Here is a 24249-nt window from a genome sequence, read left to right as displayed (position 1 = left end):
AAGGGACACTAATGAAAAAGACTTTTCTATCCGGCATATCGGCGCTGGCGCTCGGCCTCGCCATCTCGTTCGGTGCGCAGGCCGCCGACATCAAGCAGGGTGGCTCGATGATCGTCACCTATAAGGACGACGTTTCGACGCTCGACCCCGCCATCGGCTATGACTGGCAGAACTGGTCGATGATCAAGTCGCTGTTCGACGGCCTGATGGACTACGAGCCGGGCACTACCAATCTGCGCAAGGAAATCGCGGAAGATTACACGATATCTGAAGACGGCAAGACCTTCACCTTCAAGCTGCGCAAGGGCGTGAAGTTCCACAATGGTCGCGAGCTGACCGCCGATGACGTGAAATATTCCATTGAACGTGTCGTCAATCCGAAAACCCAGAGCCCCGGCGCTGGTTTCTTCGGCTCCATCGTCGGTTTTGAAGATGCGTCAGCAGGCAAAGCGGAGACGCTCTCCGGCATCACCGTTGTCGATCCTTACACGATCAAGTTCGAACTGAGTCGCCCGGACGCGACCTTCCTGCATGTGCTGGCGCTGAATTTCGCCCACGTCGTGCCCAAGGAAGAAGTCGAGAAATACGGTGCAGATTTCGGCAAGCATCCGGTTGGTTCCGGCGCGTTCAAGATGACCGAATGGACGCTCGGCCAGCGCATCGTCTTCGAACGTTTCAAGGATTATTACAATCCGTCGCTGCCGAAGCTCGACCAGATTACCTTTGAAGTCGGTCAGGAACCGGTCGTTGCCCTTCTGCGTTTGCAGAACGGCGAAGTCGACATTCCGGGTGATGGCATTCCGCCTGCAAAATTCATCGAAGTCACCAAGGACCCGAAGTTCAAGGACCTGATTATTCAGGGCGGCCAGCTGCACACCGGCTATGTGACCATGAACGTCAAGATCAAGCCCTTCGACAATGTGAAGGTGCGTCAGGCCGTCAACATGGCCATCAACAAGGATCGTATCGTCCGTATCATCAACGGTCGCGCCGTGCCTGCCAATCAGCCGCTGCCGCCGTCTATGCCGGGCTATGCCAAGGACTATAAGGGCTATCCTTACGATCCTGAAAAGGCAAAGGCGCTGCTTGCCGAAGCCGGTGTGGCCGATGGTTTCGAAACCGAGCTGTTCGTCGCCAATACCGATCCGCAGCCGCGCATTGCGCAGGCCATCCAGCAGGATCTGGCCGCCATCGGCATCAAGGCCTCGATCAAGTCTCTGGCGCAGGCCAATGTCATCGCGGCTGGCGGCGAGCCCGAAGGCGCACCGATGATCTGGTCCGGCGGCATGGGCTGGATTGCCGACTTCCCCGATCCGTCCAACTTCTACGGCCCGATCCTGGGTTGCAGCGGCGCGGTACAGGGTGGCTGGAACTGGTCATGGTACTGCAATGCAGAGCTGGACAAGAAGGCGCAGGAAGCTGACGCCATCGTTGACCCGGCCCGCAAGCAAGAACGCGAAGCCATGTGGCGCGATATCTATCTGAAGATCATGGACGACGCGCCGTGGGCGCCGATCTTCAACGAGGAGCGCTTCTCGGTTCGCTCCGAACGTCTGGGCGGCCCCGACGCGATCTTCGTCGACCCTGTCCACATTCCGGTCAATTACGACGAGGTTTATGCAAAAGATGTGCAATAATTGCCATTACACCATTCATGGTCGGCATCATCATTTCGGCTGGGACAACTCGTTCCAGCCGGCTGAAACGGTTGCGCCCGGCTCGACCCTGAAATTCGAATGTCTGGACAGCGGTGCAGGCCACTATCATCGCGGCAGCACGGTCGCCGATGTGTCGACGATGGACTTTTCCAAGGTCAATCCCGTTACCGGCCCCATCTTCGTCGATGGCGCCAAGCCGGGCGATATCCTGAAAATCACCATTCACCAGTTTGAGCCTTCGGGCTTCGGCTGGACGGCAAATATTCCAGGCTTCGGTCTTCTTGCTGATGACTTCAAGGAGCCGGCGCTAGCATTGTGGAACTACAATCCCACAACGCTGGAACCAGCACTTTTCGGAGAGCATGCGCGCGTTCCGCTGAAACCGTTCGCCGGAACCATCGGCGTTGCACCGGCGGAAAAGGGCCTGCATTCGGTTGTGCCGCCGCGTCGCGTCGGCGGCAATCTCGACATTCGCGATCTCGCAGCCGGAACCACGCTTTATCTGCCGATCGAAGTCGAAGGCGCTTTGTTCTCCATTGGTGACACCCATGCGGCACAAGGCGACGGCGAGGTTTGCGGCACCGCCATCGAAAGCGCGATGAATGTCGCCCTGACGCTGGATCTCATCAAGGATACGCCACTGAAGATGCCCCGGTTCACCACGCCGGGGCCAGTGACGCGGCACCTCGACACCAAGGGTTACGAAGTCACCACCGGTATCGGGTCCGATCTGTGGGAAGGCGCGAAAGCTGCCCTCTCCAACATGATCGACCTTCTTTGCCAGACGCAGAACCTCAACCCCGTGGATGCCTATATGCTCTGCTCGGCCTGCGGTGATCTGCGCATCAGCGAAATCGTCGATCAGCCGAACTGGGTCGTCTCGTTCTACTTCCCGCGTTCCGTTTTCGAATAAGGCACAAGGGGGCGGTCCCTGCCGCCCTCTTCCATTACTCAGCGAGCACAAATATGAACACGTCTTCTCCGCTTCTGCAGGTAAGAGATCTGGTGACGCAGGTTGCGACACCCGACGGTGCACGCACTGTCGTCGACCGGCTTTCCTTTGATCTGCAATCCGGGGAAACCTTGTGTATTGCCGGCGAAAGCGGTTCCGGCAAATCCATGACTGTGCTCTCGCTGATGCAGCTTTTGCCCAAGTCCCTGGCGCGCGTCACCGGTGGCACCGCCATGATGAACGGTCGCGACATTCTCAAGCTCAACGAAAACCAGATGCGCAGTGTGCGCGGGCGTCATATCGGGATGATCTTTCAGGAGCCCATGACCTCGCTGAACCCGGTTCTGACCGTCGGGCGACAACTGGCTGAAGCAGTCGCCAATGAAGCTGGCCCGAAAGGCAGCCTGTCCAGTGCCGCGCTGAAACAGCGTTGCAAGGACTTGCTCGATCAGGTGCATATTTCCGATTCCAGTCGTCGTTTGCTGCAGTATCCATATGAACTTTCCGGCGGCATGCGTCAGCGCGTCATGATCGCCATGGCGCTTGCCCAGAAGCCCGAAATTCTCATCGCCGATGAGCCGACAACGGCACTCGACGTGACGGTACAGTCGCAGATACTGGCACTCATTCGCAAGCTGCAGGCAGAGAACGGCATCTCGGTCATTCTTATCACCCATGATATGGGCGTCGTCGCAGAAATGGCAGACCATGTTCTTGTGATGAACAAGGGCAGGCAGGTAGAGCAAGGTCCGCTGCGCGAGGTCTTCCATCACCCTCGTGACGAATATACGCAGCGATTGCTCGCCGCCGTGCCACGGCTTGGTGAAATGACCGGCACAGACAAGCCAAAACGTGCGCCAGCCGAACCAAAAGCCGAGCCAGCGCCCAAACCTTCTCGTCCCGTTCTTGAAGTCGAAAATCTGGTTGTCCGCTTCGACATAAAGGGCGGCATATTACAGCGTCCTGTCCGGCGCGTACATGCCGTGGAGGGCGTCTCCTTCACCGTCAATCGCGGTGAAACGCTGTCCCTGGTCGGTGAATCGGGTTGTGGCAAGTCCACGACGGGCAAGGCCCTGCTCAATCTGGTGCCATGGAGCGGCGATATCCGCATTGACGGCAAGAGCACAAAGGGCCTGAGCCGCACGGCGATGCGGCCAGTGCTTCGCGACATTCAAATGATCTTTCAGGATCCCTATGCTTCTCTTGATCCGCGCATGCGGGTTGGCGACCTTGTGGGTGAGCCGCTGACGATCCATGGTCTGGCATCCGGCAGTGAGCTGAAAGACCGGGTCGAATATCTCTTCCGTCGCGTCGGCATGTCTGCCGACCAGATGAAGCGCTATCCGCACGAATTCTCCGGCGGCCAGCGGCAGCGCATCTGCATCGCGCGCGCTTTGTCGCTTTCACCGAAGCTGATCGTAGCGGACGAAAGCGTGGCCGCTCTCGACGTCTCCATTCAAGCGCAGGTTTTGGACCTTCTGCAGGACATCCAGAACGAAACCGGCGTGTCCTATCTTTTCATCAGCCACGACATGGCGGTTGTTGAGCAGATCAGCCACCGTGTGGCGGTGATGTATGCAGGTCGCTTTGTGGAAACCGGGACACGTTCGCAGGTGTTTGAGCATCCTGCCCATGACTATACGCGTCGTCTGATGTCGGCGGTTCCCGTAGCTGATCCAGATCGCGAACGTCGATTGTTTGTCGCCAATGAGGGCGAGCTTCCAAGTCCCGTCAAGTCGCTCGATTATGTAGCGCCACATCTTGATTGCGTGGAGCTGGGCGGCGAACACTTCGTTTGGCGGGAAGTTGTGGCCTGATGTTGGGAGCGGTCAGTCAACTCTGAAATGGACCCCAATCCGAGCTGCCCCATCGTATTGATCAATTCGGCACGCAGCAATTCAGCCATCTGATCCGGCCCCTTGGCAACACCAGCTGCGGCGACGGCGTAAAGAAAAGGACGGCCAATAAAAACGAAATCGGCTCCGCGATCGAGTGCAGAAATGATATCGGTCCCTGAGCGGATACCGCCATCCATTAGCACCGGGATCTGTCGTCCCACGGCTGCGCGAATTTCCGGCAACGCAGCTAATGGCGCCGGTGCCGCTTCGAACTGCCGTCCTCCATGGCTGGAAACAATCAGTGCATCCGCCCCTGTGTCGACAATTCTTCGGGCGTCGGACGGATTCAACACACCTTTGACGATGAATGTTCCTTTCCAGCGTCGCCGCAGGTCGCCCAGAATTGTCCAGTCGAGCCTGCCCGAAGTCTGGCGGGCCATCAATCGCGCCAGCGATGTGCCGGACTGCGACCCCGATGCATAGTTCGCAAAATTAGCAACTTTCGGTGACCCCGCACGCAACGTGGCAAGACACCAGGCTGGGTGGGTCGCAAAGCTGAAAATGCTTCCAAGACTGGGACGCAAGGGCAATGTAAAACCATTCGCCAAATCCCTCAGCCTTCTGCCGGGAGCCGGTATATCAACCGTGACGACAAGTTTTTTGATACCGGCAGATTCCGCACGATCAATCAGATTGTCCACGATAGACTGATCTTCGCCCACATAGAGCTGGAACCAGGCATCCGGGTTAACCTTGGTGATATCTTCAATGGTTGTCGATGCCGCCGTCGAAAGTACGTATGGAATGCCAAGCCGATAGGCAGTCGCTGCCAAGGCTATATCCGTTTTTGGCCACACAAGATCGGCAAGCCCTATCGGTGGAATACCAAAAGGCAAAGACTGTTCCGTACCAAAAAGGCGGCAGCTCGTGTCGAATTCAGTATGACCCCGTAGAACACTCGGCACGAGTTCCACGTCATTGAATGCAGCTTCGGCCCGACGCAACGCATTCTCGCGCCCGGCACCGCCATCGATAAAATCGAACGCTATGCGAGGCAGGCGCCGTTGAGCCGCCTGACGTGTGTGTGAAACGCCGATCAAACCCATGGCGCGTCCTCAAACTTCTTCTACGAGTGACGGTCGGCGGCGGCGCCACAAAGCGATGAGTGCAGGAATGGCAATCATCGCAATCCCGGCGGTCATAACACTCCCGACGAGCCAATTTGAAAAGAAGACTGAAAGTGACCCTTGGGAGATCATCAAGGACTGACGAAAGGCGTCCTCTGCTTTCTGACCGAGCACCATGGCGAGCACAAACGGAGCGATGGGGTAGTCCAGCTTCTTGAAGAGATAACCTACCACGCCGAATATCGCCAGCAACACCATATCGAATGATGCGCTCGCCACCGTATAGGCACCAATCAAACATACAAACATGATCAGCGGTGCCACGATGGCAAAACGGACCCGTAGAATGACAGCAAAGAAGGGAACCGTTGCCAGGGCGAAGATGACACCAATGACATTGCCGAGATACATTGAGGCAATCAAACCCCAGACGAAGTCCGTATTCTGGACAAACAGCATCGGACCGGGATTGAGCCCCCAGATCAACAGCCCCCCCATCATGACGGCAGCCGTCGCTGAACCTGGAATTCCAAGTGCCAGCATCGGCAATATTGCCGAGGAACCGGCGGCATGATCGGCGGTTTCCGGCGCGATGATACCTTCTGGAATACCGGTTCCGAATTTCTTTTTGCCGGAGCGTTGCGCGACACCATAGCTCATGAAGGAAGCCGCCGTTGGCCCTCCCGGTGTTATTCCCATCCAACAGCCAATGGCGAGGGAACGCAGATATGTTGCCCAATATCGCGGCAGCGTTGCAATCGTTTTGAAAACGCGACGGATTTCAAGCTTTGATTTCACGGAATCGAATTTCAGGTCTTCCTCCATCGTCAGCAACAGCTCTCCGATGCCGAAGAGGCCTATCACGGCAACGAGGAAGCTGATCCCGCGCAGCAGTTCAGAAAAGCCATAGGTCAACCGCACTTCACCTGAAACGGTATCCATTCCGACCGATGTGAGTGCAAAACCAAGCGCAATTACTGCAGCGCTCTTCAGCATCGACCCGGAACCGAACCCGATAAAGCAGGAAAAAGCGAGAAAATAGACGGCGAAATATTCCGCCGGTGAAAAGCTGAGCGCGAAGGAAGCAATCCAGCTCGATAAAACCGTGATCAGCGCCACCCCGCACAACGCACCGATACCTGCGGAGGAAAATGCATAGGTCAATGCTTCGGTAGTCTCACCGCGCTTGGCCATGGGATGACCATCGAATGTGGTTGCCACCGAAGATGGTTCGCCGGGGATGTTGAACAAGATCGATGTGGTCGACCCACCAAACAGCGCGCCCCAGTACATACTGGTTAGCAGGATGATAGCCGAGACGGGTTCCATCGAGAATGTCAAAGGCAACAAAAGCGTCACGCCATTGGGCGCACCCAACCCCGGCAAAACGCCGACGAGAAGCCCCATCATGACGCCTGCAATCATGAGGAATATATGATAGCCGCTGATGGCGATCGAAAAGCCGTGCAGAAGATTTTCGAGGTTTTCCATCATTTCCACCTCACAATCCGAGAAGAGGTTCGATCGGCCCCGTCAATAGCGGGATACGGAACCAGAACTCAAACATCACATAGAAAAGACCAACCGCGAGAAGAGCGATCAAAAGCGCATTCAAAGTCGAAGCCTTGGCTTGAAACCGGATAGTCAAAAACAGATAGATCAGGCCCGCGCAGTAGATGCCCAGAAGATAACTGGCAACGACCAGTCCTATGATGGGCAGGAAGAACGACAGGACATCGCGTGCGCCATCGAGTGTCAGAAAAACTCTGGCTCTATAACGCTCACGCTCGAGATAGCTCGAAATCGCGATCCCCATACCGGCGAGCCCTATTCCCCATCCAAGATAGAATGGTACGTAGCCTGAGTCCGGGCCGCTGGATGTCCAGCCATAACCCAGACCGGCGGCACCGTAAGCAACGAGTACGCCTATAGCGACGAGCAGTGCTGCCACAAACATTTCGGCAGCAAAGCGCGTTAGCAATACCTTCCTGGTATCGTCCATATCGGTCTCTCCCATTTCCAGTAGACAGCGCGGCCTGAAGGCGACCGCACAAAGCTTGCCCTATTTGACAAGCCAACCTTCACGCTCAAACACCGCTCTGGCTCTCGCACTATCTTGATCGATATAAGTCTGAAGTTCAGACCCCTGTAAAAACAGATCGCCCTGCATGGTTTTCTGGAGATAGGCTTGCCATTCCGGCTTCTCGCGCACTTTCGACAGAAGATCGCGAAAATAGGCCTGTTGCTCGTTGGTTAATTTCGCTGCGGAAAAGATCGTTCGCGGAATCTCGTAGGATTGTATTTTGCTGCCCTGACTTGCACAGGTTGGAATATCTCCAAAGCCCTGCCCGTCATACACTTTGTTCGTGTCCTCAAGCTTGGCGTCTGCAAAAACGCAGATTGGCCTCACCGCACCACCAGCCCACTGTCCCACATTTTCCGACGGGTTATTGGTATTGATGTCGATATGCCCGCCGGCCAGCTGTACAGCGGCTTCACTTCCACTCTTGAAAGGAATGTAAATGAAATTGCCGCCTGCCTCTGCCGCAATCATGCGCACGAGAATCTCATCACCGTCTTTGGACTGGGTGCCACCAGACTTCAAAGGTACGGACTTATCTTTAGCGGCGTTCGCCACATCCTGATAGGTCTTGTAGGCGCTATCTTTGTTGGCCCAGAGCAGGAAAACATCTCTGGCCATGCTGGCGACTGGTGTCAGATCGTCCATCGAATAGCCGACCCTTGCCTTCATTGGCAGCAGCCACGCATTATTGTTTCCGAACAATAGCTTATAAGGATCCTTGCCACCGGTGACACCATACATGAAGGCTTCGCTTCCAGCACCGGCTGGCTTGTTCGTCACGACGACATCCACATCCGCCAAATCATACTTCTGAATTATGGACTGGATTGTGCGCGCAAACAGATCGGTTCCACCGCCCGGCCCCGCACCTGCCACGAATTCAAGATCCTGTGTCGGTTTCCATTCCGCCTGTGCGATGTTCGAAAACGACATAGCCGCGATTAATGCTAAAAATGCAGTCGAATAACGCATTCCATCCTCCCAGTGGTTTGCTTTCCATCAGTATTCCTGCTCATCCCAACAGATGAAGCAGAGGTACAATCATCCTTTTCCACGTCCCATCGACGTCGGCATTTTCAACAGTTCCGCTTTGCGTTCAGGCGACATCGAAAAGCCCAGACCCGGTGTTTCCGGCAGAGCAATCTCGCCTTGTCCCAAAGTTGTCAGTCCTTCAAAGACCCCTTTGCACAGTTCAACCGAGACGAGGTGCCATTCAACCAGACCGCCATTGGCCATGGCTGCGTGCAAATGCATATTGTGAAAAGGAAATGCTCCACCATTATCGATTGTGGTGTTAAAGGCCTGCGCCATGCCAGCAATCTTGGCCCCCATCGTATAGCCGCCACCGATACAGACATTGGGTTGCAACACGTCAACAGCCTGATGCATGAGAAGATCACGATACCGGAACAGCTGTCCCTCGTTCTGGCCAGCAGCTACCGGAATTCTAATCTTGCGGCGAAAGTCCGCCAGACTTCCAACATCGTTTCCACGCAGGGGCTCCTCGAAGAACCGAATATCGCAATCGGCAATCCGTTCTGCCAAAAGCTGCGCGTGAAATTTGTCCAGACTGCAATTGGCATCAATGAAGAGGTCGACATCGTCACCAACCGCCAGGCGCACTGCGCGAATCCGGGCTTCATCTTCGCGAATGACCGCATCAAGCGAACGACCACTATCACGACGCGCCAGCGCATGATGGCCAACGACCATTTTCAACCGTTTCTGCCCCTGCCGGGAGAGGTGAGCTGCCGCTTCCGCGAGTTCCTCCCGATCAAGCGCGGCGAAACCAAACGTTACATAGGTTTCGACCTTGCTGCGCGCACCACCCAACAGACGCCAAACCGGCATCTGCAGTTTCTTTCCCGCTATATCCCACAGTGCAATGTCGATTGCGGAGGCGACGTGACTTGCATAACCGGTTTGCCCACGAGGGCTGAGCAACCAATAAAGGCGTTCTGCCACGGCCTCACGCGACATTACAGGCATGCCGACAAGATTGGGTGCAACAAGGCTGTTGACGGCAGCGCTCACCACCTCTTCATCGGTAATCGCCGTAAAACCGTGTCCAATGGCACCGTCGGCGGTTTCAATCTCAACCACCACGGCAGACAATTCAGTCGAGCGATGAATTGCACCGATTTTCAACTCGCACGGCAGAAAGACCGGGATAGCCTCTACCCGCGCAATTGTATCGCCTGCTAAATCGCTTTTAACCAGCATATTCATGGCTTCCTCCCAAGTGCCGAGCAGTCATAATGCTCGACAACCATTCACGGCTTGACGTTGACCTCAACCAATGCCAGCCCCTTGTTCGCTGACACATGGGTGACAGCAGCCTCCAAAGCCGCCGGCAAATCTTCCGCTCGTTTAACGTGCTGTGCAAAAGCGCGACTGGCTTGTGCGACCATCGCAAAATCGGGTGTCGGTCCCAGCGAGGTCAGCGGCATGATATTGGCCTGCGCTGCATAGCCTTCCGGGTAAAGATCGGCGACCGACTGGCGCACCGCACCCCATTCGGAATTGTTTACCACCACAACCACGATCGAAAGGCCGAGGGCTTCCGCTATCTGATGACAGACCACAGGGTTGGCAAACATGTAAGAGCCATCGCCCATGGTCGCGACGACCAGTCGGTCAGCTTTTGCCAGTTTCATCCCCAGAGCGGCTGGAAACGACCAGCCCAAACCACCAGAATGCGGTTCCTGAAACCAGCTTCCATGCCTGTTCAATGTCAGCGGCTCCAACGGGCAACCGAGCTCCGACAGAACCGACGCTTCGTGGTTTTGTACGGCTCGCGAAAGGCAGAGGCTGACATAATCCTTGGTTATACCGGAGTCCTGCCCGGTCTCAGCCTTTGAAAGAACCTTTTCGCGTCGCGTGCGACAACGGCCCTGTGCGTCTTCGCGGCGGGTTTGGATATAATAGCCGCTTTCGACGCCCAACTCCTCCAAGGCCTTTTCCAATGCGACAAGAAATGGACCAACCTCACTGGTAATGGTCCGATCCGACGGAAAATTCCGATATGGGAACCTTTCGTAGAGCGGATCCGCGCCGACCTGAAAAATCCGACAATCTGCTTTCGGTTCATGGATTGCAGGAGACCACGGCGCCAGACAATCCAAGACGACGATGAGATCAGCATCGTTGATCCATGGCGCGATTTCCGCCCCGGTCGAAAAAGGATGATCAGTCGCAAGTGCAAGCTGCACCGCCCAATACTGGCTGACGGGGATAGCCCAGTTTCGGGCTATGCGATCAAGGGCAGCAAAACCCTGTTCTGTCCCAGCACCTTTCTGCGCCACGAATAGCGGTCGGCGCGCATCCCGGATGGCTTGCGCCAGCTCGGCCACGCCATCAAAATCGAGTGCAGAAACAGACGACGCCACTCGACTGGGCGCGGTCAGGCCTTCATAGTCAACAACCTCGCACAACACTTCGCGCGGAACACTGACATAAACAGGACCTCTTGGTGTGGAATTTGCAATGGCAAAGGCCCGATCAACGACATCTGGTATCTGCTCCGGAAAGCGGAGTTCATAGTCCCATTTGGAAGCCTCACGGACCAGCGCATGCTGATCGCGCATCTCCTGCCCCCAACCGATGGGCACCGTCCGTACACCGAAACGACCCTTTTCAAGCGTTGGCGTTCGCCCCGACAGCAGCAGCATGGGGATTTGTTCCGCCGCGGCGTTGATGGCGCCCATGGCGCAATTTGCAAGGCCAACATTGGTGTGCGCCATCACCGCTTGAGGGCGGCCTGATGCGAGATAGTACCCATGCGCCATTGCGACAGCGGCTGACTCGTGGGGAATAACAAGCGCCTCCGGCAAAGCGATCCCATTCGCCTTGGCTTCAGCCAGCCCCTCAATGATCGGAGGAAAGTCAGTACCGGAATTGGCAAAAATATAATCCACGCCAACAGCTTTCAAACGCGCAAGGAGCGCACCTCCCGCGGTCATGGAATGGCTAGTCTGGGAACGAACATCCACGCGTTTTCCTCCTCCCGAGAATTTGCGTCTTGTTTTGCTTCTCGCAGATATTTCTATATGTGAAATTTATATTGCAATTAATGATAGGTGTGTTACGCTTCGTTTGTCAACACGCTTTAGAATTTTGCGGATATCGCGTTCTGTGGGGAGAAAAATGCGTCATGAGCCAGGCCAATGGATCGGTTATTAAGGCCTTCCAGATATTGGACTTATTCGACGATCAGCTGCTCCAGATTGGATCAAGCGATGTCGTATCGCGCCTGGGGTTGAATACGATAACAGCGCACCGTTTTCTGAAAACCCTCGAAGCTGCAGGCGCACTCGTGGCGGTTTCGCGTGGACATTATCGACTGGGCTACAAACTGGCCGAACTGGGAAAACGCGCCGCCGGAGCAGACAATTTGCGCAGCGCCTTGCAGCCTGTGCTCGACCAACTGACGAAGGACGTTGGCGAAGCAACACTTGCGTCCAGTTTTGACGGTGAAAGCGCGATTTGTATCGCCCGTGCCTTGCCGGATCGGCCGATGTTCGTATCGATACAGCTTGGCAGTCATCTTGAAGCCTATGCCAGCGCGCATGGCAAATTGTGGCTCGCCCATTTAAGTGAAACCGCGCTTGATGCCTATCTTGAGCGCGTTGAGCTCAAGGCGATCAATGAGGGCTTTGTGCCAAACCGGTCGGGGCTCATCGCCGAACTGCAGGATATTCGAGAGTCCGGCCTTGCGTTTAATCGGGGTGAACGGGAGCCCGATGTCTATGCGCTGGCTGTGCCAGTCCTTAACCCCTCCGGCAAAATGATCTGCGGCCTTTCAGTCTTCAGTTCAAAAAGCCGGATGGAACCGCTGATCGCCAATGATCTCGCAGCCAAACTCCGGGCTGCCGCAAAGAAAGTGCAGATCGCCTTCTACGGAACGGCAACCCACGCCAGTTGAACACACCTCAATTCCAAAAATGGGAGGATTAGATGAATATTGGACTGCTGATAGATGGCCAGGATGTTCCGGCACTGGGCAGCGCGACCTTTACCCGTATTGACCCCGTCACCGGAGAAGAGGCCACTGTAGCGCCCGCCGCCCGGCAGCCTGATATCGACAGGGCCGTCAAGTCATCGGCAACAGCCTTCGCAGAATGGTCCGAAGTCGGCCCGAGCGAGCGCCGCACCATCCTGCTCAAGGCGGCAGATCTTCTCGAAGCCCGGATCGGCGAATTCACCGCCTGCGGCATCGCTGAAACCGGGGCGACTGCCCCGTGGATCGGATTCAACGTCGGGTTGGCTGCCAAAATCCTGCGCGAAGTCGCCGCCGCAACAACCCAGATCAAGGGCGAGATCGTTCCATCCGATAAGCCTGGAACCCTTTCCATGGCCGTACGCGAACCTGTTGGCGTCATGGTTGGAATGGCGCCATGGAATGCCCCTGTCATTTTGGCGGTACGCGCCTTTGCGATGCCCATTGCCTGTGGCAATACGGTTGTTCTCAAATCGTCCGAGATGTGCCCGCGACTGCATCGCATGCTGGGCGACGTAATGATTGAAGCGGGTCTGCCAAAAGGTGTTCTCAATATTGTCAGCCACAGCGCTGATGACGCACCGGAAGTTGTCAACGCGCTTGTATCGCATCCTCTCGTCAAGCGGATCAACTTCACCGGTTCCACGCGGGTGGGGAAAATCATCGCACTTGAAGCTGCCAAACACCTCAAGCCTGTGCTTCTGGAACTGGGAGGCAAGGCGCCATTGGTTGTACTGGATGATGCCGATCTTGATGGTGCCGTCAACGCGGCGATTTTCGGTGCCTTCATGAATCAGGGGCAAATCTGCATGTCCACCGAACGCATCATTGTCGATGAAAAAATCGCCGATGAATTCGTGGCCAGGTTTACGGCACGGGCTTCAGCATTGCCAAGCGGCAATCCACGCGAGAAAGTCGCTCTGGGCGCTGTCGTCGCGCAAGGCACAGTTGATCGGGTGCTCGAACTGGTTGCCGATGCCAAAGAATCCGGTGCCACAATCACAACTGGGGGCACGGCAAAGGGAACAATCATGCCAGCCACGATTGTCGACGGGGTTACACCCGCAATGCGTCTGTTTCGCGAGGAGTCATTCGGACCGGTCGTCTGCGTGGTGCGCGCCCGCGATGACAATCATGCCGTCGAACTTGCAAATGACACGGAGTATGGTCTGTCCTCTGCCGTATTCAGCCAGAATATTGACCGCGCGCTCAAGGTTGCGCGTAAAATTGATGCAGGCATTTGCCATATCAATGGACCGACGGTGGGAGATGAACCACAAATGCCTTTCGGCGGCGTCAAAGACAGCGGCTATGGCAGATTTGGCGGTTCCGCTGGCATAGACAGTTTTACCAATCTGCGATGGATCACAATCGAAGACCCAAAGCAGCATTATCCATTCTAGCATCAGCTCCATCAAACCGGAGCCATATCAGACCCGGTATGGCTCCGGCCAGCATCTCAAGAGGTCCCTACATCACAGCCAGCAACATTGTTCGCCAAAGGCGTCCTACCTCTCAATCTAACCCAGGAGTGGTATCACGATGACCAAATTGACCCGACGCAATGTGAATACTCTTATCGGTACACTTATAGCCGGTGGCATAGCTCCGAACAGCGCCTACGCACGCAATTACGGTAGTGGCGGCACAAGACTGGCGATGACCAATATACGCATGCTGATTGGCCAGGAGATGTCTGGCCCCGGCGCGATCCTGATTGAGAATGGAACTATTTCAGCGGTCCTGAGCGAAACGGACAATACGGCAGCCGCTTTGCAGAATGCGCAGATTGTCGATTATCAAGGACGATATCTGATCCCCGCATTCACCAGCAACCACGCCCATGTCGGGCTTATCAAGGGCACGACGGGCGGACGACATAATTTCACACCGGAAAACGCTTATGCAGCGTTACGCCAGTTTCAGGCTTACGGTATCGGCACGGTGGTTTCGCTCGGCATGACCCCCACGCCCGAGCCCAAAACCCGCGAAAACATGCGCAATAACCCGCAATACGGTGCGTCCTTCATGACAGCAGGTGCGGGAATATTTGCCCCTGACGGTCTGTCACCACGTCCGCAGATACCGGAAGAAGCGCGTCAGGTCGTTCGCCAAATGGCGCAGCAACCGATCGATATCATCAAGCTATGGATCGACACATTCGGGCCTATCCAACCGATGAGCGAGGATTGTTTTCGCGCAGCAATCGACGAAGCACACCAACTGGGTTTCGCTGTCGCCGCCCATGTCTACACACTCGACCACGCCAAAAAGCTGGTCGCTGCGGGTGCTGATATTCTAGCCCACGGTGTTCGCGACGTTGAGATCGATCAGGAGTTTATCGATGCTCTTCGCGAGAAGGGTACATGGTATATTCCAACGGTGCACATGGACGAAGCTACTTATATTTTCGCCGACCAGCCATCGCTGCTGGAAAACCCCTTCCTGCAATCGGCTTTAAGCCCTGAACTGAAAGACCAGTTTTCCAGCGCAGACTGGCGCGAAAAGACAGCTACCAGCGAACGGGCACAAAAAGCGCGACGAGATGTGGAAATGAACCTCCGCAATTTGTCAAAATTGATAGAGGCTGGCGGTGTAAAATTCGGCTTTGGTGCGGATGCAGGTGCTTTTCCAGAACGTATACCCGGCTTCGCCGAACATCGCGAGCTGGAACATCTGGTCAATGCAGGATTTGCGCCCGTTCAGGCAATCGGCGTAGCAACCGAGCAGGCCGCAGCGCTGCTGAAATTGACGGACAGGGGCCGGATTGCCGAAGGACAGCGGGCCGATCTGATCGTCCTTGATGCCAACCCGCTGGATGACATCACCAATACGCGAAAAATTCATGCCGTCTGGCAACAGGGCGAGCTGGTTTCTCTCGGCACTCCATAGTCGGCCAACTGTGCCGCATTCAACCGCCGCCAGATCGGTCTCATAGCCTCGTCTATATCGTTAAAAAGGGCATAGCGCCGGGCATAATGCCCTTCCAGCGACGCGTCCGGAAGGTAATGCCGCTCGGCCTTGACCATGGCGGCTGCACCTTCGCTGAAATCGGCAAAAAGCCCGACACCGGTTCCGGCGGCAATCGCCGCTCCAAGCGCGCCCGTTTCACGCGAACGGCTGACGGATACAGGAAGGCCGAGTATGTCCGCGAATATCTGAGGCCATATCAGGCTGCGAGCCCCACCGCCTGAAAGCACGGCTTCGTTGAACACGGCGCCTGCTTTGCGAATCCTCTCGACATGCTGGCGATGACCGAAAGCGACACCTTCGAGAAGCGCCCGAACAAGATGTCCTTTGGTGTGCCAACCCGCGATACCGTAGAAACCAGCGCGAGCGTGACCGTCTTGCTGGGCACCATAGAGGTAGGGATGATAAAGCGGATCGTCCGCTGCTGGCGTGATCGCTCCGGCCAAGGCACAGCACGCATCGAAGGGTGAACCACCGTCCGCATTCTCACCTTCGAAGAACTCCTTGACCAGCCATTCCAGATTGGCGGCCGAGGTCGCGCTGTTCTCCATCGCCATGTAGCGGGTACGATCAAATGTCGAGGACATGAATACCGGTTCATTGAGGTCCGGTCCGTCGATAATGACCTGATTGATGCTCCAGGTGCCTGCAATGATTGAGGCGCTACCGGTGCGCGAGACGCCTGAGCCGAGCGCCGAAGCGACAACGTCGAATAGACCACCAACCACCGGCGTCCCCGCGGCGAGCCCCGTCTGCGCCGCAACTTCTCGCGTGACAGTACCCGCGATATCAGCGCTTTCGATCAGCGGAGGAAGGAGATCGATACAATCCTCAAGGCCATAAGCTGCCATCAAGGTCTTGTCATAGCGGCGCGTCGCCAGATTGAGCAGACCCGCGCCGGACATGTCCGAAACCTCGCTGACGCGTTGGCCAGTCAGGCGATTGACGACGAAATCCTTCGAGAAGAACACCGTGCCGATGTTGCTGAACAACTCCGGCCGGTTTCGTTTCAACCATGCAAGCAAGGTCGGCGTCTGCGATGGCCAGGGGCGCTGGCGCGCGATCGGCTGGGTGCGCTCGCCCACACCCCGAGCGGCCCATTGCTCGACCAGCCCGGTCGCACGCGTATCGATCGACTGGATGCCGATGAGCGGCGCGCCATCCCGGTCCAGCGCATAAAGTCCGTTGCCATGGCCTGCGCAACCGATTGCGATAATTTCAGCCGGCGATATCCCTGCACGCTCGATACAGCTACGGATCACGTGCCGTGCGTTCGTCCATAGCTCATCCAGACCACGCTCTACATGGCCTGGGCATGGCATGCGGCTGCGTCCCTCCTCGGAAGCAGCCGCAATTTCATTACCTGTTCGGTCGAAGATCACCGCCTTGATAACGGTGTTTCCAGCGTCGAGCCCTAAAAGATATTCTCCCATACAGAACCCCTCCCAAGGTCCAAAATCTCTGCTTTAGCCCTTCAGATAAAGTTCGAATGCCTCTTCCCCGCTCGCATTCCCATGGATAATGGCCATCAACCCTCGCACGACCGCATTGGGATTGGCATGCTGATAAATGTTGCGCCCATAGACCATGCCCAACGCACCTTGCCGCATCAAGTTCGCAGATTTGTCGAACACCGCACGAAGATCTTCCTTGCCGCCACCGCGCACCAGAACCGGGCACCGTGCGGCTTCGACCACGCGGTGGAAATCTTCCACATTATTCGTCGGGTCCGCCTTGATGATATCCGCGCCCATTTCGCGCGCAAGCCGAGTCAGTGTCACAATTTTTTCGGCATCACCGTCGACCATATAGCCGCCCTTTTCGGTGACCGGCTGCATGACCAGTGGCTCGATCATAAGCGGCATTCCGTATTTGTCGCAATCGGCTCGCACGCGGGAAATGTTCTGCACACATTGACGGAACAACTCAGGCTCGTCCGGCAGCATGAAGAGGTTGACGACGACGCAAGCCGCATCCATCTCGATTGCACCGATCAACGGCTCTGCTTCGTTCTGCAACACCGCCCACATGTCACGGTGGCGGATGCGATTATAGGGGTTGCCCATATCGATACGCATGACCAAAGCCGGTTTGTCCTTCCCCGGAATGTCCTGCAGAAGGTCTGACTGGCCGTAATTCATCTGGATCGCATCCGGTGCCGCCTCGACCAACGCCTTGACGACAGACTGAATATCTTCCAGCCCATCCAGAAAGGATGGCTCGTTGCAGACGCCGTGATCGATAGCTACGTCAAGGCAGCGCCCGCCGCCAAACAGCCTGTTCATCCGGACTTTGCTATTGTGTCGCATTCTGTACTCCTTTGTTCGTTCCTTGCGGAAAGCATGATTTCGCTGACGCCGTGGCGCTCGCTGAGAAGGTTGAGAAAACGGGCGCGCTCAATGGCACGCTGTGTGGTGGTCCAGCGCTTTTCTTGAGAAAGCAGGTCGAGAACGGCATCCATCATGTCGAGCGAAAGCTCACCCGAAACGGCCAGCGTCGTTCGTCGCAAAAGCAGATCATCGAGATGTTCGACTGCCTCGTCCCGGATCAGGAACAGGATTTCACGCTCGGAATAACCGGGGTGTTGCAGTGGCCTTTCCGGTCCTGCGGTGATGAAGTCGGTGACTGTCTCGGCATGCGTACCATAACGCTCGAACAATTGAGCCATGCGCACCTCGGACATACGCCTCGCTGTCGCCAGGCCAGCCAGCCAAACCAGCGCGTTGGCGGGAAATGCGCGACCGCCGCCGATTGCGCGATCAGTTGTCGAAACAAGCCGTTGCCGACCAAGCTTTTCCAGAACGATATCTGCTGCCATTTCACCAAACGAGCGGAATGTCGTCCATTTCCCACCGATCATGCACAACACCGACGGGCCGTCGTCACCCTGTTCGATGACCGTACAGAAATGGTCCCGTGGAATGCGTCCGGTAAAGCTGTCAGTGCTGGTGGGCAATGGCCTTACGCCGGAAAACTGGAAGACGATCTCGTCAGGCCTGACGCTGATGTCTGGCAGAACGAAGGCGAGTGATTGCAGGATATAGTCCCGCTCCTCCGCCTCGCAACGCACCGCTTCGGGATTGTTCACCCGGATATCCGTGGAGCCGACCAGAACCTTGCCGAGATAGGGAAAGAGGATGCAAATTCGCCCATCCTCGTTCTCGTAATAAATCATGTGATCGGCAAGTGCGTCACGCAATTCCGCATTGTCGATGATCAGATGCGAGCCCTTGGTGCCGCCCATCAATGGCGCCGGGCGCGCCTGCGGTGAAAAAAGTGCTTCATTGGCAATGTCGATCCAGCCGCCGGTGGCGTTGATGATCAACGCCGGATCGATGGTAACAGAGGTGCCGCCGAGATGGTCTTCAACGCGATAGCGCCCATCCTCTGCGCGGCGCAGTTCCGCGTAATTCAACGCCCAAACATCACCGCCCGCCTCCAAACCATCCCTCAGCAGTTCGATCCCCAATCTCTCTGGATGGCTCACCCAGGCGTCGAAATAGGTTGCGGAGCTTTTGATATTGCGGTTGAGCGCGGGCCATTTTTTGAGTGTCGTGCGACGACCGCGAAACTGGTGACGCGGCATGAGTGCCCGCTTCCGCGTCAGGAAATCATAGATGCTGAGGCCAGCTTTGATTGCGAGGGCACCGCGGCGGCTGGGCCGGCGGCTTAACCCCAGGAACCGGACGATGCCATTGCCAAGACCGGAGAAGATATCGAACACAGGTACTGTCGTCGGCAGCGGCGCAACATAATGCGGCGCATTGCGTAGCAGACGGTCACGCTCGGCCAGCGACTCCTTCACAAGCTTGAACTCGCCATTTTCCAGATAGCGAAGCCCTCCATGGACCATGCGTGAGAGGGCCGAACTGGCGCCCGAGCAATAATCGTGCTTCTCCACCAGCAATACATTTAGCCCTTGCAACGCGAGTTCCCGGAAGACGCTGACGCCATTGATGCCGCCGCCAATCACGCACACGTCCACCTTCGGGATCTGGCGGATCCCGTCCAATATCTCTTCACGCTTCATGATGGCGATCCGTTACCTGTCCATGTCAGTCAGTTTCACCGCTATGGCCGTATCGATGGCGGCAAGATCGGCAGCGTCCAGCCGGATTGTTCCAGCCCGCGCATTGTCCATTGCCTGTGCCGGGTTACGCGCTCCGCAGAGCGCAAAGGTCACACCGGGCTGCGCAAGCGTCCAGGCGATCACCGTTTGAGCGATACTGGCACTGTGCTTTTCAGCAACCGGTCGGATGGTGTTGGCAAATGCCGTCGCCTTCTGCCGATTGCCGACGGAGAAGCGCGGATTGTCCTTGCGCTGATCGTCGCCAGAAAACACCCGGTCTGCGCCTATTGCGCCGGATAAGAGCCCTAACGCCAGCGACGAATAGCTCAATGTCGCGATGCCCTTGTCCCGGGTGAGCGGCAAAAGGTCTGCCTCGATTTCACGATCAATCATGCTGTATCGCTCTTGAATGGCGTCGAGACCCCCAATCGCAATATAGGCTTCAAGATCATGGCGGCTGACATTGCTCGCTCCAATCGCCCGGATCTTGCCGGAGGTTCGAAGATCCTCCAGCGCCCGCATCGTCTCCTCAACCGATGTCGTGGGGTCCTGCCAATGGGTGATGTAAAGGTCGATATAGTCGGTTCCAAGCCTTCTCAGGCTTTCTTCAACCTCGTGCTGGATCGCATCGCGACCGAGGTATCGGTGGACCGGCTTGTCGTCCTGATCGAAAAAGTGCCGCCCCTTTCGCGTATGCCAGACAAGGCCGCATTTGGTGGCAATAACCGCCTTCTCGCGGCGTCCGGCCAATGCCTTTCCGACGATCTCTTCGGAGCGGCCAAGCCCATAGGCTGGCGCAGTGTCAATCATCGTGACACCGGCATCGAGCGAAGCCTGTATCGCAGCGATAGATTCTTTTTCGTCGGTGCCGCCCCACATCCAGCCGCCGATCGCCCAGGTTCCCAGCCCGACTGCCGAAGCGGAGACGCCGGACTTGCCGATCTCTCTTATCAACTGTTGCCCGCTCATATCCATTTCCCCTCGCCATTCGCCAGTTCCAATACCCGAGCGCCCGTTGCCTCGTCAGTCACCAGCGTATCCAGATGATTGCCGCGCAGAACGCTAAGGATCGGCGCTGCCTTGTTCGGCCCGCTCGCCACACCGATCTTGGTCGGGATCGAAGCGAATTCGGGCAGCGTCAATGACACCAGCGAACGGTTGAGGCTGTAGTCGCAGACCTGCCCCCGATCATCGAGCAGATGTGCAAGAAGTTCGCATGCCGCGCCAGAACGCTCGATTGCAGCGCGATCCGTGCTGGAAGATGGGTGCAGGTCGTAATAGCTTGAATCATCCGTCAGGATCGAACCGATGCCGACGACTGCGATCTTGGCTTCGCGGGCTCGTTCGAACACGTCGGCGACGGAGCGCATATTCATCAGCATGTCACGCTCAGCCGCACTATCGGCAAACAGCGGCGCATGGATTTGGTAGGAGTGACCGCCCAGCCGATCCGCCATCAACGTTGAGACGTGATTGACGTCGGTATAATGCTTTCCCTGCACACAACCGGTCGCCGGGATCACCTCCACAGCGAAGGGCCGCTGCGCCTGAAGCCTGGCCACTACAGCACTGACGCCCTTGCCGCCGGTGATGCAGATCGTATCTCCGTCGGTAATCTCCTCAAGCAGCAACCGGGCTGCAGCTTCGCCAACCGCCTGAAGTGCCGTTTGCGGATTGTCAGATACGGTCGGCACGATCACGGCACGACCGATGCCGCCGAGCGCCAGAAGCTGTTCCTCCATGTCGACCAGCGGTTCGACGGGCGACTTGATCTTGATTTCGACGAGGCCGAGCTGGCGACCACGCTTGATGAGGCGGTTTACCGTCGCATGCGAGATGCCAAGCTGGTCGGCAATTTGCGCCTGTGTCAATCCTTCGAGAAAATGCAGGACCAGGGCCTGATGCATCTGCCTTGCGATGACAATTTCCTCGCGCGGCGCGTTAGCGGGTTTCCGTTTGGCAATCGGCATGTCAGGCAGCCTTCCGCTTATGAAGGAAATGGTCAATCGATACGGCGGCAAGCAGAATGCAACCCTTGATCATGTCTTGCCAATAAACCGAGACGTTTAGCAAGATCAGCGAACTTGTGACCACCGAAAGCAGGGCAATACCGAGAATTGCCCCCAGGATCGTGCCTGATCCCCCACTCAACGACGCACCCCCGATCACGGCAGCGGCAATGATGTTGAGTTCCATGCCAACACCGAAGGTGGGCGTAGCAGCACCGAAGCGGGACATGTAGATAACGCCTGCCACACCCGACAGCGTGGCGCAAAGTACTGTTACCCAGAATTTCACCTGATTGGTCTTGATGCCGGAATAGAGCGCTGCCTTCTCGTTGCTGCCGGTGTAGAAAACCTTGCGGAAGGCCGTTGCACGACGCAGCAGGAAATCGAAAAATACGACCACGGCGACGAAGATCAGAATGACAATCGGGACGCCCTGAAACGTGCCCTGCCCGATCGCCTTGAACGATGGCGGCAAGGTGAAGAGCGACAGCGGGGTGCCTTTGGTTATGATCAGGCAGACGCCGCGTACGATCACCATCGCTGCCAGCGATGTGATGAAGTGGTTCAAGCCCACGACCGTAACGAAGAAACCCATGACACAGCCGATCAATCCGCTGGCGATAATGCCGATCAGCGATGCGCTCCAGGGGTCGAGCCCCATCAGAAACAATGTCCCCGAAAGAACCATCGAGAAGCAGACGACCGAACCCACCGACAGGTCGATGCCGCCGACGATCAACAAGATCGTCATACCAACAACGACAATGCCTTCTACCGAAAACGACATCAGCATGGCCCGAAAATTGCCAAATGTCAGGAAGTGCGGCGATGCGAAGCTCATGGCAATGCAAAGCGCCAGAATGATCGCGATCAGTCCCGCTTCGCGCATCGTGCCCAGCCGTTTCCAGCCCGAGGCGCCTTTTCCATAGGTTGTTGTCACTGTTGCGCTCGTCATGACCGTCTTCCCAGCCCCTGTTTCCTGTTCATGCGACATGCTGTGATGCCTTCGAATTCTTGGGGTCATCAATGCCCGACGCAAGCCGCATGATCGCTTCTTCCGTCATCGCTTCGCCCTCGACTTCACCCATAACCCTACCCTCCCGGATGACCAGCACCCTGTCGCAAAGGCCGAGAAGTTCCGGCAGCTCCGATGAAATCACAATGATGCCAATTCCGGAGCGCGCGAGATCACGCAGCAGCCGGTGGATTTCCGATTTCGCACCAACATCGATGCCTCGCGTCGGTTCGTCCATCAGGATGACCTTCGGATTGACCGCCAGCTGCTTGGCTATCGCCACCTTCTGTTGATTGCCGCCCGAAAGCGACGAGACAGGCATGCCGATCCCGCCCATTCGCACGCCGAGCCGACGGGTGAGTTCTTGTGCGCGTTCGGCTTCAGCCTTGGAGTTCAACAGACCGAGCGGTCCGGTCAGCGATTTCAGGTCCAGGACAGCAATGTTTTGGGCAATAGAAAGATCGAGGAAAACACCGGAACCCTTCCGGTCTTCCGAGAGATAGACAACCCCCGCCTGAACGGCGTCGGCGTAAGACTTCGCCCGAAGCTTCTGCCCATAAAGAAAGACCTCGCCCTCCTGAACAGGGCGCAATCCGCAGATGCCTTCGGCGATTTCGGTACGTCCCGATCCAATCAGCCCACCAACACCCAGAATTTCGCCTTGTCGCAAGTCGAAACTGACGTCTTTGAAACGGCTGTTGTCCCCAAGACCACAGACACTCAGAATGGTTTCTTCCGTACGCTCTTCCAAAGCCTGTTTTTCAGGATAGAGCTGCGTAATCTCGCGACCGACCATACGACGCACGATATCATCCGGCGTCAGGTCCGCGACGTTCTCTGTCGAAACATAGCGCCCATCGCGCAGCACGGTGACCCGATCACACAGGCTGAAAATTTCGGCCATGCGGTGGCTGATATAGATGATCGATATTCCCTGGGATTTCAGGTTTCGGATAATACCGAACAAAACCTTTGTCTCGGCTTCCGTTAGCGCCGCCGTTGGTTCATCGAAGATCAGAACCTTGCAATCGAGCGTCAATGCTTTTGCAATTTCGACCAGTTGCTGGTTGGAGATCGACAGTTCCGAGACCTTGCGGCGCACATCAATCGGTGCCAGCCGGTCCATCACTGCCTGCGCGTTCCGCTGTAACTCGGCGTAGTTCATGAAGGGCGAACGGCGGCGATCTGTTGCCGCCATGAACATGTTCTCGGCCACGGTCACATCGGGGCAGAGCGCAATTTCCTGATGGACAAGACCAAGCCCAAGAGCCTGCGCAATGGTGGGCGACGTTACCCGGACCGGCGAACCCTCTACGCGGATTTCGCCTTCTGTCGGCTGCACCACACCGGCAATGATGTTCATGAGCGTCGACTTCCCCGCGCCATTTTCGCCGCAGATCGCATGAACTTCGCCCTTCGCGAGGCTGAAGTTCACGTCCGTTAACGCTTTCACCGCACCGAAATGCTTGCTCACGTTGCGGATTTCCAAAACGGGCACAGACACCATGACATGCTCCTCGCCAAGCTTG

At 56.6% G+C, this 24249-nt stretch carries 19 protein-coding genes; 6 read left to right on the top strand and 13 right to left on the bottom strand.

Going from position 1 to position 24249, the window contains the following annotated elements:
- Positions 1–11: 11 nt before the first annotated feature.
- From FIC94_RS18270 to FIC94_RS18260, 3 genes are read left to right on the top strand one after another with little or no spacing between them, the layout of a single operon-like run.
- Positions 12–1637 carry an ABC transporter substrate-binding protein gene (locus FIC94_RS18270; protein ID WP_140025928.1) on the top strand — a complete coding sequence of 542 codons (1626 nt, stop codon included), beginning with the start codon at positions 12–14 and terminating at the stop codon, positions 1635–1637.
- Entirely contained in the window at positions 1627–2571 is a 945-nt protein-coding gene (locus FIC94_RS18265) for an acetamidase/formamidase family protein (protein WP_140025952.1), read from the top strand. Before FIC94_RS18270 ends, FIC94_RS18265 begins: the two co-directional genes overlap by 11 nt.
- Before the next feature lie 53 nt (positions 2572–2624).
- Entirely contained in the window at positions 2625–4427 is a 1803-nt protein-coding gene (locus tag FIC94_RS18260) for an ABC transporter ATP-binding protein (protein ID WP_140025927.1), read from the top strand.
- Here the strand turns inward: FIC94_RS18260 and FIC94_RS18255 are convergent.
- From FIC94_RS18255 to FIC94_RS18230, 6 genes are all read right to left on the bottom strand, one after another.
- Positions 4355–5554, bottom strand: coding sequence for an alpha-hydroxy acid oxidase (locus tag FIC94_RS18255; protein ID WP_140025926.1), 1200 nt, complete (start codon positions 5552–5554; stop codon positions 4355–4357). The genes FIC94_RS18260 and FIC94_RS18255 overlap by 73 nt on opposite strands.
- Before the next feature lie 9 nt (positions 5555–5563).
- Positions 5564–7066: a tripartite tricarboxylate transporter permease gene (locus tag FIC94_RS18250; protein WP_140025951.1), complete on the bottom strand. Its 1503-nt coding sequence runs from the start codon at positions 7064–7066 to the stop codon at positions 5564–5566.
- A 10-nt stretch (positions 7067–7076) separates the two neighbouring features.
- The gene (locus FIC94_RS18245; RefSeq protein WP_180918049.1) at positions 7077–7577 is read right to left on the bottom strand and encodes a tripartite tricarboxylate transporter TctB family protein; all 501 of its coding nucleotides are present in this window, start codon (positions 7575–7577) and stop codon (positions 7077–7079) included.
- 60 nt (positions 7578–7637) lie between these two features.
- Positions 7638–8630: a tripartite tricarboxylate transporter substrate binding protein gene (locus tag FIC94_RS18240; protein WP_140025924.1), complete on the bottom strand. Its 993-nt coding sequence runs from the start codon at positions 8628–8630 to the stop codon at positions 7638–7640.
- A gap of 69 nt (positions 8631–8699) precedes the next feature.
- Positions 8700–9887: a mandelate racemase/muconate lactonizing enzyme family protein gene (locus FIC94_RS18235; RefSeq protein WP_235892060.1), complete on the bottom strand. Its 1188-nt coding sequence runs from the start codon at positions 9885–9887 to the stop codon at positions 8700–8702.
- Between the two features lie 44 nt (positions 9888–9931).
- The gene (locus FIC94_RS18230; protein WP_268967497.1) at positions 9932–11650 is read right to left on the bottom strand and encodes a thiamine pyrophosphate-requiring protein; all 1719 of its coding nucleotides are present in this window, start codon (positions 11648–11650) and stop codon (positions 9932–9934) included.
- A gap of 59 nt (positions 11651–11709) precedes the next feature.
- Here FIC94_RS18230 and FIC94_RS18225 point away from each other — a divergent pair, with 59 nt between their 5' ends.
- The 3 genes from FIC94_RS18225 (at position 11710) to FIC94_RS18215 (ending at position 15549) form a co-directional block, all read left to right on the top strand.
- Positions 11710–12582, top strand: a complete 873-nt coding sequence (locus FIC94_RS18225) for an IclR family transcriptional regulator (RefSeq protein WP_140025923.1) — start codon at positions 11710–11712, stop codon at positions 12580–12582.
- Between the two features lie 32 nt (positions 12583–12614).
- Positions 12615–14060: an aldehyde dehydrogenase gene (locus tag FIC94_RS18220; protein WP_140025922.1), complete on the top strand. Its 1446-nt coding sequence runs from the start codon at positions 12615–12617 to the stop codon at positions 14058–14060.
- A gap of 139 nt (positions 14061–14199) precedes the next feature.
- Entirely contained in the window at positions 14200–15549 is a 1350-nt protein-coding gene (locus FIC94_RS18215; protein ID WP_140025921.1) for an amidohydrolase family protein, read from the top strand.
- Here the strand turns inward: FIC94_RS18215 and FIC94_RS18210 are convergent.
- From FIC94_RS18210 to FIC94_RS18180, 7 genes are read right to left on the bottom strand one after another with little or no spacing between them, the layout of a single operon-like run.
- Complete coding sequence (locus FIC94_RS18210) at positions 15501–17060, bottom strand: FGGY-family carbohydrate kinase (protein ID WP_140025920.1); 1560 nt, start codon at positions 17058–17060, stop codon at positions 15501–15503. The genes FIC94_RS18215 and FIC94_RS18210 overlap by 49 nt on opposite strands.
- 33 nt (positions 17061–17093) lie before the next feature.
- Entirely contained in the window at positions 17094–17936 is an 843-nt protein-coding gene (locus FIC94_RS18205) for a class I fructose-bisphosphate aldolase (protein WP_109366265.1), read from the bottom strand.
- Positions 17909–19657, bottom strand: coding sequence for a glycerol-3-phosphate dehydrogenase/oxidase (locus FIC94_RS18200; RefSeq protein WP_140025919.1), 1749 nt, complete (start codon positions 19655–19657; stop codon positions 17909–17911). Before FIC94_RS18200 ends, FIC94_RS18205 begins: the two co-directional genes overlap by 28 nt.
- A 12-nt stretch (positions 19658–19669) precedes the next feature.
- Complete coding sequence (locus FIC94_RS18195; RefSeq protein ID WP_140025918.1) at positions 19670–20665, bottom strand: aldo/keto reductase; 996 nt, start codon at positions 20663–20665, stop codon at positions 19670–19672.
- Complete coding sequence (locus tag FIC94_RS18190; protein WP_140025917.1) at positions 20662–21666, bottom strand: sugar-binding transcriptional regulator; 1005 nt, start codon at positions 21664–21666, stop codon at positions 20662–20664. Before FIC94_RS18190 ends, FIC94_RS18195 begins: the two co-directional genes overlap by 4 nt.
- Before the next feature lies 1 nt (position 21667).
- Positions 21668–22660 carry an ABC transporter permease gene (locus tag FIC94_RS18185; RefSeq protein WP_109366269.1) on the bottom strand — a complete coding sequence of 331 codons (993 nt, stop codon included), beginning with the start codon at positions 22658–22660 and terminating at the stop codon, positions 21668–21670.
- 28 nt (positions 22661–22688) lie between these two features.
- Entirely contained in the window at positions 22689–24227 is a 1539-nt protein-coding gene (locus tag FIC94_RS18180; RefSeq protein WP_140025916.1) for a sugar ABC transporter ATP-binding protein, read from the bottom strand.
- Positions 24228–24249 lie beyond the last annotated feature (22 nt).

It is taken from the genome of Ochrobactrum teleogrylli, from assembly GCF_006376685.1.
In the GTDB taxonomy this organism is placed as follows: Bacteria; Pseudomonadota; Alphaproteobacteria; order Rhizobiales; family Rhizobiaceae; genus Brucella; species Brucella teleogrylli.
The sequence above is the reverse complement of the archived record's forward strand: the minus strand, read 5'-3'. Positions and strand labels throughout refer to the sequence as shown.

Coding starts and splice junctions, on each gene's coding strand:
- FIC94_RS18270 (WP_140025928.1), top strand. CDS start 12: ATGAAAAAGACTTTTCTATCCGGCATATCGGCGCTGGCGCTCGGCCTC.
- FIC94_RS18265 (WP_140025952.1), top strand. CDS start 1,627: ATGTGCAATAATTGCCATTACACCATTCATGGTCGGCATCATCATTTC.
- FIC94_RS18260 (WP_140025927.1), top strand. CDS start 2,625: ATGAACACGTCTTCTCCGCTTCTGCAGGTAAGAGATCTGGTGACGCAG.
- FIC94_RS18255 (WP_140025926.1), bottom strand. CDS start 5,554: ATGGGTTTGATCGGCGTTTCACACACACGTCAGGCGGCTCAACGGCGC.
- FIC94_RS18250 (WP_140025951.1), bottom strand. CDS start 7,066: ATGGAAAACCTCGAAAATCTTCTGCACGGCTTTTCGATCGCCATCAGC.
- FIC94_RS18245 (WP_180918049.1), bottom strand. CDS start 7,577: ATGGACGATACCAGGAAGGTATTGCTAACGCGCTTTGCTGCCGAAATG.
- FIC94_RS18240 (WP_140025924.1), bottom strand. CDS start 8,630: ATGCGTTATTCGACTGCATTTTTAGCATTAATCGCGGCTATGTCGTTT.
- FIC94_RS18235 (WP_235892060.1), bottom strand. CDS start 9,887: ATGAATATGCTGGTTAAAAGCGATTTAGCAGGCGATACAATTGCGCGG.
- FIC94_RS18220 (WP_140025922.1), top strand. CDS start 12,615: ATGAATATTGGACTGCTGATAGATGGCCAGGATGTTCCGGCACTGGGC.
- FIC94_RS18215 (WP_140025921.1), top strand. CDS start 14,200: ATGACCAAATTGACCCGACGCAATGTGAATACTCTTATCGGTACACTT.
- FIC94_RS18210 (WP_140025920.1), bottom strand. CDS start 17,060: ATGGGAGAATATCTTTTAGGGCTCGACGCTGGAAACACCGTTATCAAG.
- FIC94_RS18205 (WP_109366265.1), bottom strand. CDS start 17,936: ATGCGACACAATAGCAAAGTCCGGATGAACAGGCTGTTTGGCGGCGGG.
- FIC94_RS18200 (WP_140025919.1), bottom strand. CDS start 19,657: ATGAAGCGTGAAGAGATATTGGACGGGATCCGCCAGATCCCGAAGGTG.
- FIC94_RS18195 (WP_140025918.1), bottom strand. CDS start 20,665: ATGAGCGGGCAACAGTTGATAAGAGAGATCGGCAAGTCCGGCGTCTCC.
- FIC94_RS18190 (WP_140025917.1), bottom strand. CDS start 21,666: ATGCCGATTGCCAAACGGAAACCCGCTAACGCGCCGCGCGAGGAAATT.
- FIC94_RS18185 (WP_109366269.1), bottom strand. CDS start 22,660: ATGACGAGCGCAACAGTGACAACAACCTATGGAAAAGGCGCCTCGGGC.
- FIC94_RS18180 (WP_140025916.1), bottom strand. CDS start 24,227: ATGGTGTCTGTGCCCGTTTTGGAAATCCGCAACGTGAGCAAGCATTTC.